Below are 19,166 nucleotides of genomic sequence, written 5' to 3'. Positions count from 1 at the left end.
TGAATAGGAGGGCTCATTTAAAGTTGTGTTTGGTTTTGGACCGGCTGCTGGTAATATACCTCCCGCAAAGATGCCCCTCATAAAAAAAAGTTTAAAAAAGTGAACTAATATTTAAGCAATACGTTTCTATATGATGTAACCTGTTTTGGATTCATAACCTGCCCCCTTTATAGTGTTTGCCTCATAACCTATATACTTCCGAGTTGTATTCTATTTAGCATGTGAATGAATTATTTCCTGCTTTGCAGGTAAGTGGTATTGTTATGCCCTACCCGAAGCTTTACCGGATGCATTTAAACCTACTGTCTATGGGTATGTATTTACACGTACTTTTTTCCATAGCACCGCGTTTTTTCAGGACTGCTGTATACAGGTGCCATCTTATTTGTTTATTGCTTGCGTTGTGTCCGGTGTTAGTCCAGGCACAGTTTACCATTGTGGAGAATTTTAAAGGGAATACCACCGGTAATATTACGTTGGGCAACGGTGCCAAGCTGACCTCCGGTGTTACGGACCCGGTGGGGGATGGATGGCTGCAGCTTACCGAAGATAAAGGCAACCAGGTAGGGTATGCATTTGTAAATCAGGGCTTCCCTTCTACATTAGGGGTACTGATGGATTTTGAGTATGTGGCCTGGCGGAAGTCGAACCCCAGTTTGGGTGGTGGAGATGGCTTTTCGGTCTTCCTGTTTGACGATGTGATAAACAGCACTACGTTCAAGCTGGGCTCTGCCGGAGGAAGTCTGGGATATGCACAATCTACCTCTACAGGCAACACCGGCTTAAAGTCGGGCTATGTAGGGGTGGGTATTGATGAATACGGTAATTACGCCAATTGCAGCGAAGGAAAGAATGGTGGTGTATCCGGCTCCTGTGGTACTTTATACCGCGATTATATCTCTGCCCGTGGTCCGGCTCCTAATTACATTTTTCTGGGTGGGCGTTCGGTGGGCACCTCCCTGGATTATGATGTTGTAACAGCTACCCGCCCTACACCTGCACAGTTTTACCGGAGGGTACAGGTGACGATACTACCTACCGGTGCAGGGCAATTTACCTTAACGGTTAAGTCCACCACCACACCGGGAGGTGCGTTGACGGTCTTATTTGGTCCTATTACACTTACGTCCCCACCACCCGCGAGATTGAAACTGGGTTTTGCGGCTTCTACGGGCGGGGCGTATAACCGGCATGATGTACGTAACCTGATTATCACCACCCCGGGAAACATCCGCGTACAGAAACTGGTAGATAAACCAGTTGCCCGTGTAGGGGATGCATTGACCTATAAAGTGACAGTATATAATGAAACTACTTCCGCACTGGTAGGGCTGCCTTTAAAAGATGCTTTTACACCGTCCAACGGATTTAATATTTCCAACATTACTTTTTCCAATGATGGCTTTGCCGGCAATACCGCCACGGGGTATTCGAGTACCAGCCTGGCAAATGCATCCCTGAATATGGAGGCCAGCAGCAGCGCCACTTTTACAGTTACCGGCACCGTAGCCACGAAACCTCCGGGTAATACGCTGACCAATACCGTATATATAGAACCGGATGCAACAGGCATTACAGATGGAGATGCCTCCAATGATACTTCCCGGGTAAGCACCCAGATTATTGCACCGGATCTGGCCATCACCAAATCTCATACGGGCAACCTCCGTAAAGGATTGAGTGGCACTTATACGATTACAGTAAAGAATAATGGGGTGGATGCCAAACCCGATGTGAGTAAGGTAACGGTAACGGATGTGATCCCTGCCGGAATGACCCCGGGTACGCCAACAGGAACAGGCTGGACATTCAGCAAGGCAGGTAATACTATTACAGCTACCAGAACAGATGCATTGGCGCCGGGAGCGTCTTATCCTGTTATCAATATCCCGGTAACCGTAGGGGTGGCTGCGCCGGACAGTGTTTCCAATACGGCAACGGTTGCCAACGAATTTGAAGCCAATACGGCCAATAATACAGCCACGGATGTTGTAGATACCCGCCGTAACATGGATCTGCAGCTGGTAGCTATCTCAGCGCCTGCAACGGCTTGTATTAATACTCCCTTTAATGTGCAGGTGAATGTGCGGAATAATGGACCGGATTCTGCGGTAAATGGCAGATTTGATTTTGTATTATCTACCGTCGTCAATACCATGACATTGGTGAGCAGAACCAGCTCGGATGGTCCCTCGGCCTTTGGCACCGGCAGCTCCGGGGCGGCAGGCTATACCGATTCTGTGACACTCAGCAGCGGAGGAACAGCAACGTATGTTTTTCAGGTTACCTCTACTACACCCGCGCCAGCCGATCTGGGTATCTTTGAAGCCAGGTTATTACGCTCGGCAACAGATCTGGATGCAGATGCCTCAGATCCTGCAGTGGCTATCCCTGCCAATGCCAACCATGAATGTGATGCTGCCCCATCCGGAGGTGGCTGCAATAATATCCTCCGGGATACTACCCTGATCCGAAATAAACCTACGGCATCCAATGCAGGACCAGACCAGGTACTATGCGGGGTAACTACAGCCACTCTTTCAGCAAATAATCCGGCGAGTGGTACAGGTACCTGGGTACAGGCATCCGGCCCTAATACAGCAGCGTTTACCAATCCGGCACTTCCCAATACGACTGTCAGTAACCTGGTAACGGGCACTTATGCTTTTGTATGGAATATCAATAATGGCGGATGTGCTGCTACTACAGATACGGTACAGATTACAGTACTGGCCTTTCCAAGTACTGCTTTGGCAGGCCCGGACCAAAACTTATGTGATGTAACTACTACACAAATGGCCGCTAAAGTGCCGGTTGTGGGCACCGGTAGCTGGAGCCAGCTAAGCGGGCCTAATACGGTTGTGCTGGCAGATGCTACACTGGCTACAACAGTCGTGAGCGGTCTTGTACCCGGTAGTTATGCTTTTACCTGGGCTACCAGTAATGGCATTTGTCCAGGTAATAAGGATACCGTGCTGATCAATGTGAGTACACCGGGGCCTAACGCTAATGCAGGTCCGGACCAACAACTTTGTAATGTTACGAGTACCACTCTGGCAGGTAATAATGCTACTCCTGGTACCGGCACCTGGACGCAGATAGCTGGTCCTAATACTGCCCTGATTGTAAACGCGGCTAATCCGTCTACTGCATTACAAAACCTGGTACCCGGTAATTATCAGCTGGTATGGACCATCCGGAATGGCGCCTGCGCAACTACTGCAGATACCGTGCAGATAGTAATAGTGGCGCCTCCTTCTGATGCGGATGCTGGGCCTGATCAAACAAAATATAACAACGGGCTTTTTGTGATGAACGCGAACAGCCCCACCAGTGGTACCGGCAAATGGCTGCTGATCAGTGGTGCTGGTACGATAGCCGATCCCAATAATCCTAATACAACGATTACCTTATCACCTAATACAACAGGAACATTCACCTGGACGATCTCCAATGGCAATTGTCCGCCTGCTGTGGATACCGTGGTATTGGCCTATACCCGCCAGGCCGATCTTAAAATCACCAAATCGGATGCGGGGAATACTTATAAAACAGGAAGTACTTTAACTTATACACTGATCGTAGAAAACCTTGGGCCATCAGATGTGGCAGGGGCGAGCATACAGGATGTGCTGCCAACGCTCATGGAAAGCTCGTCCTGGATAGCTGCGGTAACTGGTGCCGGTGTGGTTGTAAGCCCGATTGCCGGAAGTGGCCCTGTTATAAAGGCAGACTGCGATATTCCTTTTGCGGCAGGTAATAAAATTGTGATTACTGTAACCGGAAAGGTAGCAGCTACTGCCAAAGGAGGGGATGAACTCTCCAACATGGGGATCGTGGCTTTTCCGGTAAATACACCGGATCCGGCAGAAGGCAATAATACCTCTTCCGTAACAGGTACTGTACCCAATAACCCACCTGTAGCAGTGAATGACCAATACAATACTCCCAGGGATGTCGCCGTAAGTGGTAATATATTGGATAATGACAGCGACCCTGAAAATCAGGCACTAAAGGTAACGCCTACACCGCTTACGCCACCGGCGCATGGCAATGTAGTACAAAATGAAAATGGCACATTTACTTATACACCTGCGCCTGGCTTTACAGGTACAGATAGTTATGTATACCAGGTATGTGACAGTCAGGGGGCCTGCTCACAGGCCACCGTGACCATTACGGTACAGGCGGCTATCATTGATCTGTCTGTAACCAAGACAGCTTCACCCGCTACGGTAGTGGCCGGACAAACACTGACTTATACGATCACGGTCACCAATAACGGACCATCCACTATTCAGCCAGCTGAAATATTTTATGTCACAGACTCCCTGCCGGCAGGTTTCGTGGCTACGGCTTATCAGGCATCCGGTGGGAATTATGTAAGTGCCAATGGACAATGGTCTGGCGTTACACTGGCGCCCGGAAGCGCTATAACACTGACTGTTACCGGCAATGTAACCCCACAGTTTACTGGTAGCAGCTTAACTAATAGTGTAACGATACAGCCTCCCTCCGGAACTACTGATCCTACATTACCTAATAAGGCTACTACCACTACACCCGTTACCAAATCGGTAGAGGTGGTAGTTACAAAAACGGACAATACCACCACCTATACAGCAGGTACGAATACCTTGTACCAGATCACCATTGAGAACAAAGGTCCTTCTGATCTGATGGGGGCTTCTTTTAAAGATCCGCTTCCGGCTGGTATTACAGCCGCTTCGTGGACAGCGGTGTCTGCCGATGTGGTACTGCAGAATACATCCGGCAATGGTGCTATTAATGAAGCGCTTAATATCCCTGCCGGTGGTAAGATAGTGTATACATTGACGTTGTCCATTCCGTCAGGATTTACCGGTCCGCTGGCCAATACAGCCAGTGTAGCAGTTCCTGCGGGATATACCAACATAAACCCTTCCGGTAATACAGCTACTGATACCGATAATCCGGCTCCGCAATCAGCTGTTAATCTTGTTAAAACAGGGCCGGCAGATGCGGTGGCAGGGGAAAGTATTACTTACCAGCTGGTACTGACCAATGATGGCCCTTCAGACGTTATGAATGCAGCCGTAAAAGATATTTTACCAGGTGTGATACAGCAGTCTGCCTGGACGGTGGCATTAAGTGGCAGTGCTACGGCCAGTGTACTAAACGGAAATGGTGATGTCAACTTCACTGCTAATATTCCGGCAGGCAGTAATCATAAAATTACGGTTACGATTACCGGAACAATCGCTTCTTCAGCAACCGGTAGTTTTAGTAATACCGGTACCGTTACACTCTCCGGAAAGCCTGCTGTAGCTTCAAATACGATCACCACGGTACTACAGAACAAAACCGGGCTTACCCTGGTAAAAGAGGGGCCGCCATCAGGTTTTGTAATAGCTGGTACCCCGATCAGCTACCAGTTGCGACTGAGCAATGCAGGGCCGTCAGATGCTACCGGGGTGTCTTTAAAAGATGTGGTGCCTGCCAATGTGCAGAACGTTTCCTGGACCGTAACCACATTGGGGGCTGCTACCTTATCTCCGGGGGCGCCGGCGAATGGTAGTGGAAACAATATCAGTACTACGGTGAATATTCCCGCAGGAGCAGCGCATGAAGTAAGGGTGCAAATCAGTGGTACCGTAAATCCGGCAGCTACTGATACACTACTGAACGAAGCTACTGCGGAAGTACCCGGAAATGCTGCTGTAACTGCTTCCAATAAAACAGCAGTACGCCAAAAAGCAGGCCTCCTCCTTGTAAAGGCAGGGCCTGCATCAGCAGATGCGGGTACTGCTATCAGCTATACGCTTACTGTTACGAATGCAGGGCCGTCTGATGCGGTCAATGCAGCTATTGCAGATGTGGTAGGTCCCAACAGTTTGAGTAATGTGAGCTGGATGGCTACTGCTACAGGAACTGCGGTGATAAACAGCGGCGCTGCAGGAACAGGAAACGCCCTATTGGTAAATGCAAACATACCTGCAGGGGCTAATAACCAGGTTACGATCGTGGTAAATGGTACCATTCTGCCCGGCGCCAGTGGTGATATCCGCAATACGGCTACTGTTACACTGCCTGGTGAACAACCGGTTACTTCCAATGAGGTCATTACGCAGATTACCAATAAAAACAATCTGGTGGTTGCCAAAGATGGGCCGGCTACTGCTATTGCAGGAGACAGAATACTGTACCTGCTGAAAATGACGAATACCGGTCCGTCAAATGCCCTGCAGGCTGTTTTAAAAGATACCCTGGCAGCTGCGATATTAAACCCGCAGGTAAGCGCAACCGTGACAGGCAAGGCAGTAGTTACTACTGCACAGATTACGGATCAGGTATTAACGGTGGTGGGTGATCTCCCGGCAGGAGATACCAACGCTATTTTGCTGCAGATAACAGGTCAGATAGCGTCTTCATTTACCGGAAAGATCCATAATCAGGCAGTGATCAGTACGGCTGGTAATCCTAAGGTACCTTCCAATGAAGTGATTACTACTGTTACGAGCAAACCATTACTGGTACTTGATAAGAGTGCGCCGGATACGGCAGTGGCCGGACAGCAGCTTACCTATACTATAAAGGTGGGCAATACAGGTTTGTCTGATGCGCAAAATGCAGTTATCCGTGATATTGTACCGGCAACATTGACGAATGTAACCTGGACAGCTGCGGCCACCGGACAGGCATCTGTAACGGATGGCGCTACCGGTACGGATAATACGGTAAATGTTACCGGAAATATCAGCGCAGGAAAAAATAACAGCATCCTGGTGACGATCACCGGAACGATCACTGCTGGCTTTACGGGTGATATTACCAATACTGCAACAGGTGCGATCACAGGTGTGCCGATAGCAAATTCGGATACCGTGGTTACGCATGTAATCAGCAGGCCGCAATTGCAGATCAGTAAAACAGGCCCAGCTACCATCTCCGCAGGAGGGGCATTGCAGTATACTATTGAGGTCACTAATGCCGGCCCTTCTGATGCCATGAATGTAAATATCACGGATGTGGTGGATGCGGTGATACAACATACAGACTGGACAACAACCGCTTCCGGTGGGGCTGTAGTGAATACCGGCCATACAGGCAACACCAATAATGTAATTGTTACTGCCAACATTCCTGCCGGTACCGGCAAAGTGCTGATCATGATAAAAGGGACGGTAGACCCGGCAGCAGCAGGTACTATCACGAATGTAGCTACTGCTGGTGTGGGAAATATGCCGCCGGTATCCGGCAGCGTAGTTACCAGCGTACAAAATAACCCTGAAATCAGCCTGATCAAAACAGGTCCTGCTACGTTGAATGCAGGTGAGCCAATCCGCTACAGACTGGTAGTAACCAATTACGGTTTATCTGATGCCAGGGACGTAAGGATACAGGATGTGCTGCCATTACCGGTTACCGGTGCCAGCTGGACTACAAGTAAGTCGGGTAATGCGGCGGTGCTTACGGGAGCTACCGGTACAGGAAACAATATTTTTGTAACAGCGAATATACCGGCAGGTACAGCCAATCACATTTTTATTGACATCACAGGAACGGTGGCCGCAGATTTTGAAGGAAAACTTGTGAATAGCGCTAACGCAGCTATGCAGGCAAAAGATACCGTGCGCAGTGATACTGTCATTACGGATATCGGTAACAAACCCGGTATTCAATTGGTGAAAAGTGCGCCTGATACACTCGCTGCGGGCAGCAACATTACCTACAAAGTGGTGGTAACCAACCCGGGGCCTTCGGATGCTAAGCTGGTAACAATAACAGATGCAGTAGCCGGAGTCGTTAAGAATGTGACATGGTCTGCAACGGCAGCGGGGAATGCAGCTGTTCAAAATGGCAGTGGCACCGGCAATAATATTGCCTTTACTGGAAGCATCCCTGCCGGAGGAAATAATAGTATTATCCTTACCATTAATGGTACCATAGATCCGGCTTTCACCGGCGATATTCCCAATGTTGCCTTAGCAACACCGGATGGGGCACCAGCCGTAACTTCCAATACGACAACGACCCATGTCATTAACAGGGTGGCATTGTCCGTAGTAAAGGCAGGGCCAGCCAACAATGCGGCAGGGGGCGCCATTACCTACCTGATCAAAGTAAATAACAGCGGACCTTCAGATGCCGTTGGTATACAATTCCGCGATACTGTTCCGGCAGCTATTCAAAATGTTACTTGGGAGGTATTGGAGTATGGTACAGCTACCGTTACAGCTGGTAAAAATGGTACTGGCAATGAAATAGCTGTTACTGCAAATATTCCTGCAGGGCAACCTGCCAATACCATATTGGTGATGGTACATGGCCGTATTGATCCGGCCTATACCGGTCAGCCGCTGATAAATGTGGCGCATGCAGTTCCGGCAGATCCGCGGCGTGCAGTGAAAGATACCAGTACCACTACTGTGTTTAAACGCTCTCAGATAGAAGTAGTAAAGAACGGACCTTCCAAAATTTTTGCAGGGGATAATATCAGCTATACGATCCGTATCGCGAATAATGGTCCGTCTGATGCCGGAAATATCATTATTGCCGATGTGATAGATCCTGTCATCCTGCAACCATCCTGGACGGCAACGGCTACCGGGGCAGCGACCGTAAGCAACGGAAATGGCACTGGTAATATTAATCTGTCCGGCAACATTCCGGTGGGTGCCGGTAATACTATTGATATTACGGTAACGGGTACCGTTGATCCTGCGTTCACAGGTGATATCATCAGCAACACTGCTTCGGCTACAGCGGAAGGGCAAATGCCGGTGGTATCTGCTGTAAATACTACCGTAGGCCGACATGCCAATGTCCGGATAGTGAAAAGTGGTCCGGGCAAGGCCATTGCGGGAGAAAAGATCACTTATACTATTGGGGTAAGTAATACGGGACCTTCCAACGTAAAAGGGGCAACGATTACAGATATTATTCCTGGAGAAATACTGCAGGCTACATGGACCGCTACGACCAATGATGCAGCTACCACTGTTTCTGCGCCTTCCGGTACCGGCAATGTAATGCTTACTGCAGATATTCCTGCCGGTGGCAGCATTGATATTGTAGTGAATGGCAGGATTGATCCGGCTACTGCTAATGGTACCAACATCAGCAATACGGCAACACTCACACCGCCGGCAGGATTGGAAAACAACCCTCCTGTAAAGGCTGTGGTAGTAACCGCGGTAAGCCGGGAAGCGGATCTCGTAATTGTAAAATCCGGACCGGCCAACAGAACTGCCGGCCAGGATATTACCTATCAGTTATTGGTGACCAATAATGGTATTTCAGATGTCAATAATGCCGTCATCACGGATGTCATGCCGGCAGGTGTAAGCATAGATAATGTTACGGCTGTTAGTACTGGCAATGCCACTGCTGCATCACCTGTTATCACTGGTAATACTGTTAGCCTGACGGGAGATATTGCTGGTGGCCCGGGTAATGCTATCCTGGTTACTGTTAAGGGTACGATAGATCCGGGCGCAAGTGGCAGCATGGTCAACACCGCTACGGTTACGCCACCTGCTGATGTGAAAGAAACAGTGCCTGCTAATAATACCAGCAGTATTACCACCACGATAGATACAGATCTGGGATTACAGATTTCTAAATCTGCTCCTGCTACCGTAAATGTAAAGGATAAGATCACCTATCTGATTGTGGTAACCAATAATGGTATCTCTGATGCCAATGGATTGACGGTGACAGATGCAATACCATCTGATATTTCAGGGGTAACGTGGACGGCCGTTGCAACAGGCAATGCGGCTATATCCCCGGCTAGTGGCGGAGGTAATATGATCAATCTTTCCGGCATGGTAGGTGGAAACAATTCCGGTACAATTACCATTCAGGTTACGGGAACCGTAAAAACAGATGCTGCCAATACTATTACCAATACGGCTACTGCTACTGCGGGTTCAGTTAAAACAAGTACGGTAGTTACCTCTGTGAATAAATCAGTAGACCTGCGTATTAATAAAACAGCGCCGGCAGCCATGTATGCAGGAGAGCAGATTGATTACGTGATCACGCTGACCAATGCCGGGCCTGCGGATGCAATGAATGCCCTGGTGAGTGATACCGTGCCGGATGGGGTGACTAATGTGAAGTGGACAGCCACCGGACAAGGCGGAGCTACCGTATCCCAGGCGGCTGACAATGGCAACCGGATTATGCTTAATGCCGATATCCCGGCTAATACCGGTATGGTAACCATTCACGTAAAAGGGACAGTAAATCCGGCCTTTACCGGCACATTGGTGAATGCTGCCAATGCGATGCCGGCACCAGGGGTGGTAGATCCCAAACCTGCACGTGCTACGGTGAGTACTGTAGTAACAGCTGCACCAGGTATCACTGTAGTGAAATCAGGTCCGGCTGCGGTAAAGGCCGGCACCAATATGACTTATACCTTGCAGCTGCGTAATAACGGGCCATCAGATGCTACCGGGGTAAGTATTAAGGATACCCTGGCTGCCGCCATCAGTAATGTAACCTGGAGCGCTACTGCTACCAATGCTGTTATTACTAATCCAGGTACCGGCAATGGCACGGGTAACGTGAATGTAGTAGCAGATATTCCGGTGGGAGGTATCGTGAATGTTACGATTAACGGACATACGGATCCTGCATTCAGTGGCACCATACTGAACCAGGCAGCCGCAGATGCAGCAGGACAGATCATCCGCAGTAATGAGATCATTACAGAGGTATTGAATCGTCCGGGCCTGACGATCATCAAGTCTGGTCCTGCAACGATTGCTGCGGGTAATAATATCAGCTATGGTATCAATATCAGCAACAATGGCCCTTCTGCCGCAGCTGGTGTTACTATTACGGATCTGCTGCCAGCATTCATTAAAAATGCTACCTGGTCGGCAAGTGCTAATGGCAGCGCGGTGATAACCGGTGGCGCGATCCATGACAAGCCGGGAGATGTTAACTTTAAAGCAGATGTACCGGCTGGAGCGGATAACAATATACTGGTAACAGTTAACGGTATTGTGGACCCTACTGCTACGGGTGTAATGGAGAACATAGCAACAGTAACACCGGCAAATGGGATTGCTTTGATGGATACTGTACAGACTACCATTACCACTATGCCAGGTATCCGCATGGTTAAATCAGGACCGGATACAGCAGCTGCCGGCAGCAATATTGCCTACACGATTGATGTATATAATGATGGTCCTTCAGATGCTGTCAATATGCAGATCAGTGATATATTACCGCCACAGCTCCGCGCGGTGAACTGGTCGGCTGCTGCTGCCGGTATGGCGGTTGTTACCGGTGGGAACCTGCAAAACCAGACCGGCAATGTAACCTTCACCGGATCGGTGCCTGCAGGACCTGGTAATGTCATTCATATTACCGTGGTAGGCCAGTTCCTGCCATCTTATACAGGAGTTGTGAAAAATGCAGCTACCGCTACCACAGGTGGAAAAACGTACCATTCGAATGAAATCAATACGCAGGTAATCAGTAAAACAGGTATACAGCTGCTTAAATCCGGTCCGGGTACAGGAGTGGCAGGTGGCAGCATCAGTTACAGTATTGTCCTGCGTAATGCCGGACCTTCTGATGCGGCAGGTATTACCGTAAAAGATCTGTTACCTCCACAATTGAAGGCTACCTCCTGGTCGGCAGTTAAGTATGGCAATGCGGTCATCAGGACTGGCAATGTGGTGAATAATCCGGGTAATGTAGACCTGACTGCGGATGTGCCGGCAGGCGACAGCAATAGTGTGGTGATTACAGTGGATGGTACGATAGATGCCTCGTATACCGGAAATATTACCAATACAGCAACCTACACCTATACAGGTACAACGGTAAGCACGCCACCGGTGGTTACCGTGGTGACCGCTGCTGCTGCGATAAAGATCAGCAAGGCTGCTCCAGATACAATAGCCGCGGGTAACAGTATTAATTATACGCTGCTGGTAACCAACAATGGGCCATCCAATGTAGCTGGTATTAACATCGCGGATCTTGTACCCAATGCTGTACAGGAGGTTAGTTGGACGGCAGTTGCCACCGGGGCAACCATTCACGGCCTGAATCATGGACAGAACCGCAATATCAGTATTACGGCCGATTTACCAGCTGGTCAGGGACACAATATCCTGATCACAATTGCCGGCACTATTGCACCAGCTGCAACCGGAGTGATAGAAAATACGGCTACAGTGAGTATTAAAGGAAAAGTGGTAGCCATGGATAAAGCCCTTACCAGTATTATCAATACCCCTGGTGTGATATTCACTAAATCCGGGCCACCCAAAGCAACTGCCGGCAGCAGTATCGTATATACGGTCGTGTTAGGTAATACAGGTCCATCAGATTTATTGGCCGCTACAGTGACAGATCCGGCGCCATCTGCTCTGGAACAGGTAACCTGGGAAATTGTACCGCAGGGAACAGCTACATTGGCAGCTGGAAGCCCTACCAGCGGAAGCGGTAATCAGATATCCTTCCTGGCTAATGTACCGGCGGGTAATGAAAATAGTATAAGGCTCACTATAACAGGCGTGATTAATGCTGATTTTGCCGGGCCACTTACTAATACCGCGAAAACAGCAACTGCTGATGCAAAGGAATACACGGCCAGCGTAACCACCCTTGTACAGCAAAAGCCAATATTACTGATTGAAAAAGCAGGACCGGCTGTTGTCAACGCAGGCAGTGTGGTTAACTATGTGATCACTGCCCGTAATCAGGGGGCCTCCAACGCAAATGGTGTTAAAATAACAGACATGGTGCCTGCTACCTTAACGGATGTAAAGTGGACTGTTATAGCAGGTGGTAATGCGCTGATTACGAGCCAGGCTGCTGGAACAGGCAATAATGTTGTCGTGGAAGGTAATATACCTGGTGGGGCAGAAAACAATATTCAGATAACCGTTAGCGGAATGGTGGATGCTAATACCAATGCGGCTGAAATAAAGAACACGGCCATATTGAACGCTCCGGATGGTACAGCAATATCCAGTGAAACAGTAGTGACTAAAGTGCAAAAACAACTGTTGTTCGATATTAAAAAGATCGCGCCTGCAACAGCCAGCGCAGGTGATAGCCTGCACTATACGATTGTGTTGTCCGATCCGGGTGCTTCCGATATTAGCAGGATCAGTATGCGCGACATCGTGCCAGCTATGCTCACTGGTGTCAACTGGACCGCAACGGCTATTGGTGACGCAGCCGTTACTGGACCAAGGAGTGGTACTGGGAATGAGATTAACGTAATAGGCATTATTCCGGCGGGTGCAGGTAATGCGATCAATATCCAATTAGCCGGCAGAATTGATCCTTCCTTTACCGGAATTATTACCAACGAAGCCACGGCTACCGTGGGAGATAGCACCATAAAATCTGTAGTGACTACTAGGGTTACCAGGAACCTGAACCTGGGTATTAATAAAACCGGCCCGGCTTCCATTTCAGAAGGAGATACTATTGTATACATCCTCACTGCCCGTAATGATGGTCCTGCTGCGGGTGATGGTGCCGTCATCACAGATGTGCTGCCCGCAAATATCCAGGGTGCATCGGCTACGGTGAGCGCTGCTACCGGTGGCGCTGTGGTGGCACAGACAACGGTGAATGCCGGTACGGTAAAAGTAACAGCGGGCGTATTCCCTGCAGGTAGTACGATCCGGATTATTGTTAAAGGCAAAACTACCGGCAAAGGGAAATTTACCAACCAGGCTACTATATCAGTGCCACCAGGCGCTACGGATATCGATCCTTCAGATAACACCAGTGAAAAAGTAGAAACAGAAGTTCGCGGGATACTCATGATCAAAGCGGCGGATCTGCAGGTCAAAAAAGAACTGCTGAACAATACACCGCTGCAGGTGGGTGGAAAGGCAGACTTCCTGATCACTATCTATAATGCAGGTCCGGATACCGCCCGGCAAGTAGTAGTGCGTGATACGCTCCGCAATACTCTGGAGCTGATAGGTAGTGTGACTACCAGTACAGGTACCACCACCTATGATCCTATTACCAGGATATTGATCTGGGAAGTCGATCAGCTGGCCGCGATGCAAACCGCTACGTTGAAGTTTACAGCACGTATTAATGCCAATGGTATAGTGGTGAATTCGGCTACGGTAACAAGCATCCTGAAGGATCCTGACCTGACTAATAATACGGCTACCACCCGGGAAGAAAATGTGAATGGTGAGGCGATTTTTATTCCTAATGTGATCACGCCGAATGGGGATGGTAAAAACGATCAGTTCAGGATTATTGATATATCCCGTTATCCCAACTCTTCCTTATTCATCTATAACCGCTGGGGTAATATGGTATACCAATCTAAAAACTACCGGAACGATTGGGATGGCCGGGGCTTAAATGAAGGTACTTATTACTATCTGCTGAAATTGAAAACACCAACAGGAGAGCAGACCTATAAAGGATGGATCGAACTGTTGAGATAAAACTAATTGCAATTTTAATCAGCGTATATGATTAGAAAAATATGCATCCTGGTATGTTGTTGCATCAGCCTTGTTCCTGTTCATGCACAACAAAATGTACAGTTTAGCCAATATGTATTTAATGGGCTAAGTGTAAACCCGGCTTATGCAGGATATAAGCAGGGCTGGTATATGAATGCTATTTACCGGCATCAGTGGGTGGATTTTCCCGGCGCGCCACAAACAGGTGGTATCTCCATCGATGGCCTTACCAATGCCAGGGATGAACGGGTAGGAGTAGGCGCTCAGGTGATGGTAGATAAGCTGGGACCGCAGGAAACGCTTTCTGCCTATGGATTTTATGCTTACCGGATTCCATTGGATGAGGAGGATACCCGCCGCTTATGTATCGGTATAGGTGGTGGCATCACCCAATATAGTATTGATGGCTCCGCCTTAAAATATGTAGATGATCTGGATCAGGCGATCCCATTGGGAAAAACATCACAGGTGATTCCGGATGCCCGTTTCGGAGTGTATTATTATTCCCCGAAGTTCTATGCGGGAGCAGCGGTAATGGACCTTTTTTCGCTCTATACAGATAACTCCCGCTACTACTGGGGTGGTTACAATTACAAAACGATCCGTAAAACCCAGCATATGTATGTAACCGCAGGCTATTTGCTGGACTTTGCGGAAAACCTGAAACTCAAACCTTCCCTGCTGATAAAAGAAGATTTTAAAGGGCCTACCAACGTGGATATAAATGTTTTTTTACTGATTGCCGAAAAATTATGGGTAGGAGGTTCCTATAGAACCGGTATGAAACTATGGAACAAGCCAGCATTAAGCAATGACCTGGAACAGCTGGATGCGGCGAGTGTAATGGTGGAATTTTATGCTACTCCCCAGTTAAGGATCGGTTACTCCTATGATATCTCCGTTAATAAGATGGCCAGTTATCAGCAAGGGTCTCATGAAATTTCTGTGGGATTTCTCTTTAATAACAAGAAATACAACTCACGTACGTTAAGTCCGAGGTATTTTTAAAAATATGTCCAGCCCATGAGGAAACGATTATTTTCATACCTATTGGTACATACAATATTACTGACGTCGGTACATGCTGTTGCGCAGGAACAGTTATCTGTAAGCAAAAGCGCAGATATCAGCTTCCGGAGGGAAGAATATGCAAAGGCGGCTGGACTTTATGAAAAGCTGTTACGCTCACGCGCCGGAAAAAAAAATGTGCCTATGATCAAACAGCGGCTGGCTACCTGTTACAGAATGTATAACCAATATGAAAAAGCGGCTTACTGGTATGCGCAGTTGCTGGCAGATAGCAGTGGGAATAATGATAACAGATTACATTATGCGGATATGCTCAAGTGCCTGGGCAGGTATGATGCCGCCAAACAGCAGTATCAGCAATTGCCGGATCAGGACAACATCAGGCAGCGCATCGCGGGATGTGATGCTGCGGTCAGCTGGCTGGCAGCTCCTATGCCGGTTACCCTGAAGAATGAGGAATGGGTAAACAGCAGTGTAAATGACTGGGGGATGATCAGGTATGGACAGGAAATGGTATTTGTATCAGACAGTTTAAGACAAGGCATGTGGGATATGAAAGGAAGTAAACAACGGTATGGACGTAATAAATCGGCCTATGGAAAATTATACAGTGCTACCGTTGCACCGGCAGGTATAGGATATTCCCGTAACTTCTCGGCAGTTATCAATAATTATCCTTACCATGTAGGGCCTGCCTGTTTTTCAGCCAATGGTGATACGGCCTATATTACGGTAACAGATCCTGAAAGGAAGGTGCCATTTAATAAAAAGGATATTCCGGTATATGGTACACGCAGGCTGAAACTGCTGCTCTTTACCAAACAGGGGCAGCAGTGGCAGGGGCCTGTTGAGTTTCCCTATAATAACAATAATTACTCTGTAGGACATGCTGCATTGAACAGTGCGGGTAACATCCTGTATTTCACTTCAGACCGCTCTGGAGGTGCCGGAGGTACGGACATATGGTTTTGTGAAAAGCAGGCAGATAATAGTTGGGGGGGCCCGCAAAACTGCGGCAGCAACGTGAACTCTCCTGAAGATGAGGCATTTCCTGTGACAGGAAATGCAGCTACACTTTTTTTTGCCAGTAAAGGCAAGGTAGGAATGGGAGGCTATGATGTGTTTATGGTAAACGGCAGTAAAAATAACTGGTCGGAGGCAGTTAATCTGAAACCCCCGTTTAATAGTAGTGGAGATGATTTTTATTATACCACGCCCACCGCACAGCGAGGGTTTATTGCTTCAAACCGGCCTGGTGGCAAAGGAGGAGATGATATTTACAGTTTTGCAATTGCGGATGAAATTCCTGCTACCATACCACCTCAAATACCACTCTTGCGGATTCCATTGGAGCTGGAAATTTGCGTGCCATCAACGGTTTGTGTTTATCTGTATAACAAAACACGTGACATGGGCTGGTGTTATATGGTAATGCCTCCGTCCAGGAAGATTGAAGCGAAGCTGGAGCCTGATGCTGCTTATGTAGTAAGGGTACATTATCCCGACAGGATTGACAGCCTGGCTTTTGATACATATGGTGTTACCGGAACAGACCCGCTATATAAAACAATATGCCCACCTACGGGCAGTATACCTGCGGTCAAAAAAGCAACAACATCGGGGAAAACCCGTAGTACACCTCCTCACAAAAAACGAAAGCACCAACGAGCTTCCGGAAAGCAACGCTGATTGTTGAATGCTGGTATTCACCCGTACAGGGAGAGGTTTGCTATCAACTAATAACCTGCTACCTTTGCAGCATGGATTATTTTGCAAAGCTGCTGGAATTATTGAAAATAGAGCGGGAAGAAGACAGAAAAGCATACCTGCAATTAACGGCTACTTCCGGAGTGACAGCGCGGAGAGCAAACGGTCTTTCCTGGTATCCTGTTGCAATCAGAGGTACAGAAATGAGCCGGGGTGACTATCTGACTGTAGAAGTGGAACGTACCACCCATCAGGATATTGTACATCAGCTACGCTTCGGTGTGTCTGCTGTGCTTTTTTCCAACCATGATCCCAAAAAGGACAACCTGGAAGGTACAGTTTCTTATCAAAGCGGCAACCGCCTGAAAATCACATTACGTACGGATGAACTACCCGATTGGGCCAGTGATGGCAAATTGGGTATCGACCTGTTGTTTGATGACAACAGTTATGATGAGATGCAAAATGCATTAAAGCAGGCAGCCACCCTGCGGGAGCAAACTGCAACAGGACGGATCATAAAAATACTGACCGGGGAAAGTGCGCCCGCTTTTGAAACACCGGCTTATACCATTGAGCATCCCAGGCTAAATGCTTCACAGCAGCAGGCTGTGAATAAGATCTTGTCAGCTAATGAGCTGGCTATTGTACATGGCCCGCCAGGTACAGGCAAAACAACTACTATCGTACAGGCCATCAAAATGCTCATTAAACAGGACCAGCAAAAAATACTGGTGGTGGCGCCAAGCAATACAGCGGTAGACCTCCTGAGTGAAAAGCTGTCGGATGAAGGATTAAATGTATTACGCGTAGGCAATCCTGCCAAAGTATCAGAGCGGTTGATGGCTTTGACATTGGATAGCAGAATGACTGAACATAGCAGTACAAAGGAAATCAGGAAGCTGAGAAAGCAGGCCAACGAGTTCCGGGATATGGCGCATAAGTATAAGCGTAATTTTGGGAAGGCGGAGCGGGAACAACGTAAAGCGCTCTTTGACGCGGCTCGCAATATCATCAAAGATGTAGAAAAAACAGAACAGTATATCATTGACGACCTGGTAGCAAAGGCGCAGGTGATCACGGCTACATTGGTAGGGGCCAATCATTATACTGTCAGGAACCAGCAGTATCATACGGTGGTAATTGATGAAGCCGGACAGGCGCTGGAACCTGCCTGCTGGATACCGGTATTGAAAGCGCAAAAAGTAGTTTTGGCTGGAGATCATTGCCAGCTATCCCCAACCATAAAATCCGGTGAGGCGGCTAAACAGGGACTGAGCACTACCTTATTGGAAAAGTGTGCTTCCCTGCATCCGGAAGCGGTTGTTTTACTGGAAGAACAATATCGCATGCATGAAATGATCATGGGGTATTCCGCTGGCGTGTTTTATGAAAACAGGCTGAAGGCCCATGCTACAGTGGCAGGTCATTTATTGTTTGATGAAGACGTACCACTGGCATTTGTAGATACGGCGGGATGCGGCTTTGATGAGGTGGCAGAAGGTACCAGTACCACTAATCCGGAAGAGGCCGCATTATTATTCAAACACCTGACACAATTGGTGACGGAGCTGAAAATCCGCTACAACGCACCTGATTTTCCTTCTATAGCAGTCATCTCACCATATAAGCAGCAGGTAGAATTATTGAAAGAACAATTAATGCATTCCCCGGTTTTACAGGCTTACGGAGATAAGATAGGAGTAAATACCATAGACAGTTTTCAGGGCCAGGAGCGGGATATCGTTTATATCAGTATGACCAGAAGTAATACGGAGAGTAAGATAGGTTTCCTGTCAGATATCCGCCGGATGAACGTTGCGATGACACGTGCCAGGAAAAAGCTCGTGATTGTAGGGGATAGCGCTACCTTATCCCAGTTTCCCTTTTATGCAGATTTTATTACCTATGCAGAACAGCGGAACGCGTACCAAAGTGCCTGGGAATTTGTAGATGTATGAT

At 48.1% G+C, this 19,166-nt stretch carries 4 protein-coding genes; all 4 read left to right on the top strand.

The features are described from left to right. Window positions 1–437: 437 nt before the first annotated feature. The 4 genes from ABR189_RS08820 to ABR189_RS08805 all read left to right on the top strand — a co-directional run bounded on the left by ABR189_RS08820 (window position 438) and on the right by ABR189_RS08805 (window position 19,165). Window positions 438–14,447, top strand: a complete 14,010-nt coding sequence (locus ABR189_RS08820) for a T9SS type B sorting domain-containing protein (RefSeq protein WP_354660105.1) — start codon at window positions 438–440, stop codon at window positions 14,445–14,447. Between the two features lie 27 nt (window positions 14,448–14,474). After that, a complete protein-coding gene (locus ABR189_RS08815; RefSeq protein ID WP_354660104.1) occupies window positions 14,475–15,476 on the top strand; it encodes a PorP/SprF family type IX secretion system membrane protein in 1,002 nt (333 codons plus the stop codon). A gap of 15 nt (window positions 15,477–15,491) precedes the next feature. Beyond that, window positions 15,492–17,186 (top strand): tetratricopeptide repeat protein, encoded by a 1,695-nt coding sequence (locus tag ABR189_RS08810; RefSeq protein ID WP_354660103.1) that lies wholly within the window; start codon window positions 15,492–15,494, stop codon window positions 17,184–17,186. Window positions 17,187–17,257: 71 nt separating this feature from the next. Beyond that, window positions 17,258–19,165 carry an AAA domain-containing protein gene (locus ABR189_RS08805; protein WP_354660102.1) on the top strand — a complete coding sequence of 636 codons (1,908 nt, stop codon included), beginning with the start codon at window positions 17,258–17,260 and terminating at the stop codon, window positions 19,163–19,165. The last annotated feature ends 1 nt before the right edge of the window (window position 19,166 follow it).

It is taken from the genome of Chitinophaga sp. H8 (assembly GCF_040567655.1).
GTDB lineage: Bacteria > Bacteroidota > Bacteroidia > Chitinophagales > Chitinophagaceae > Chitinophaga > Chitinophaga defluvii.
Note: the sequence above shows the minus strand (reverse complement) of the source record. Positions and strands in the feature narration are given on the sequence as shown.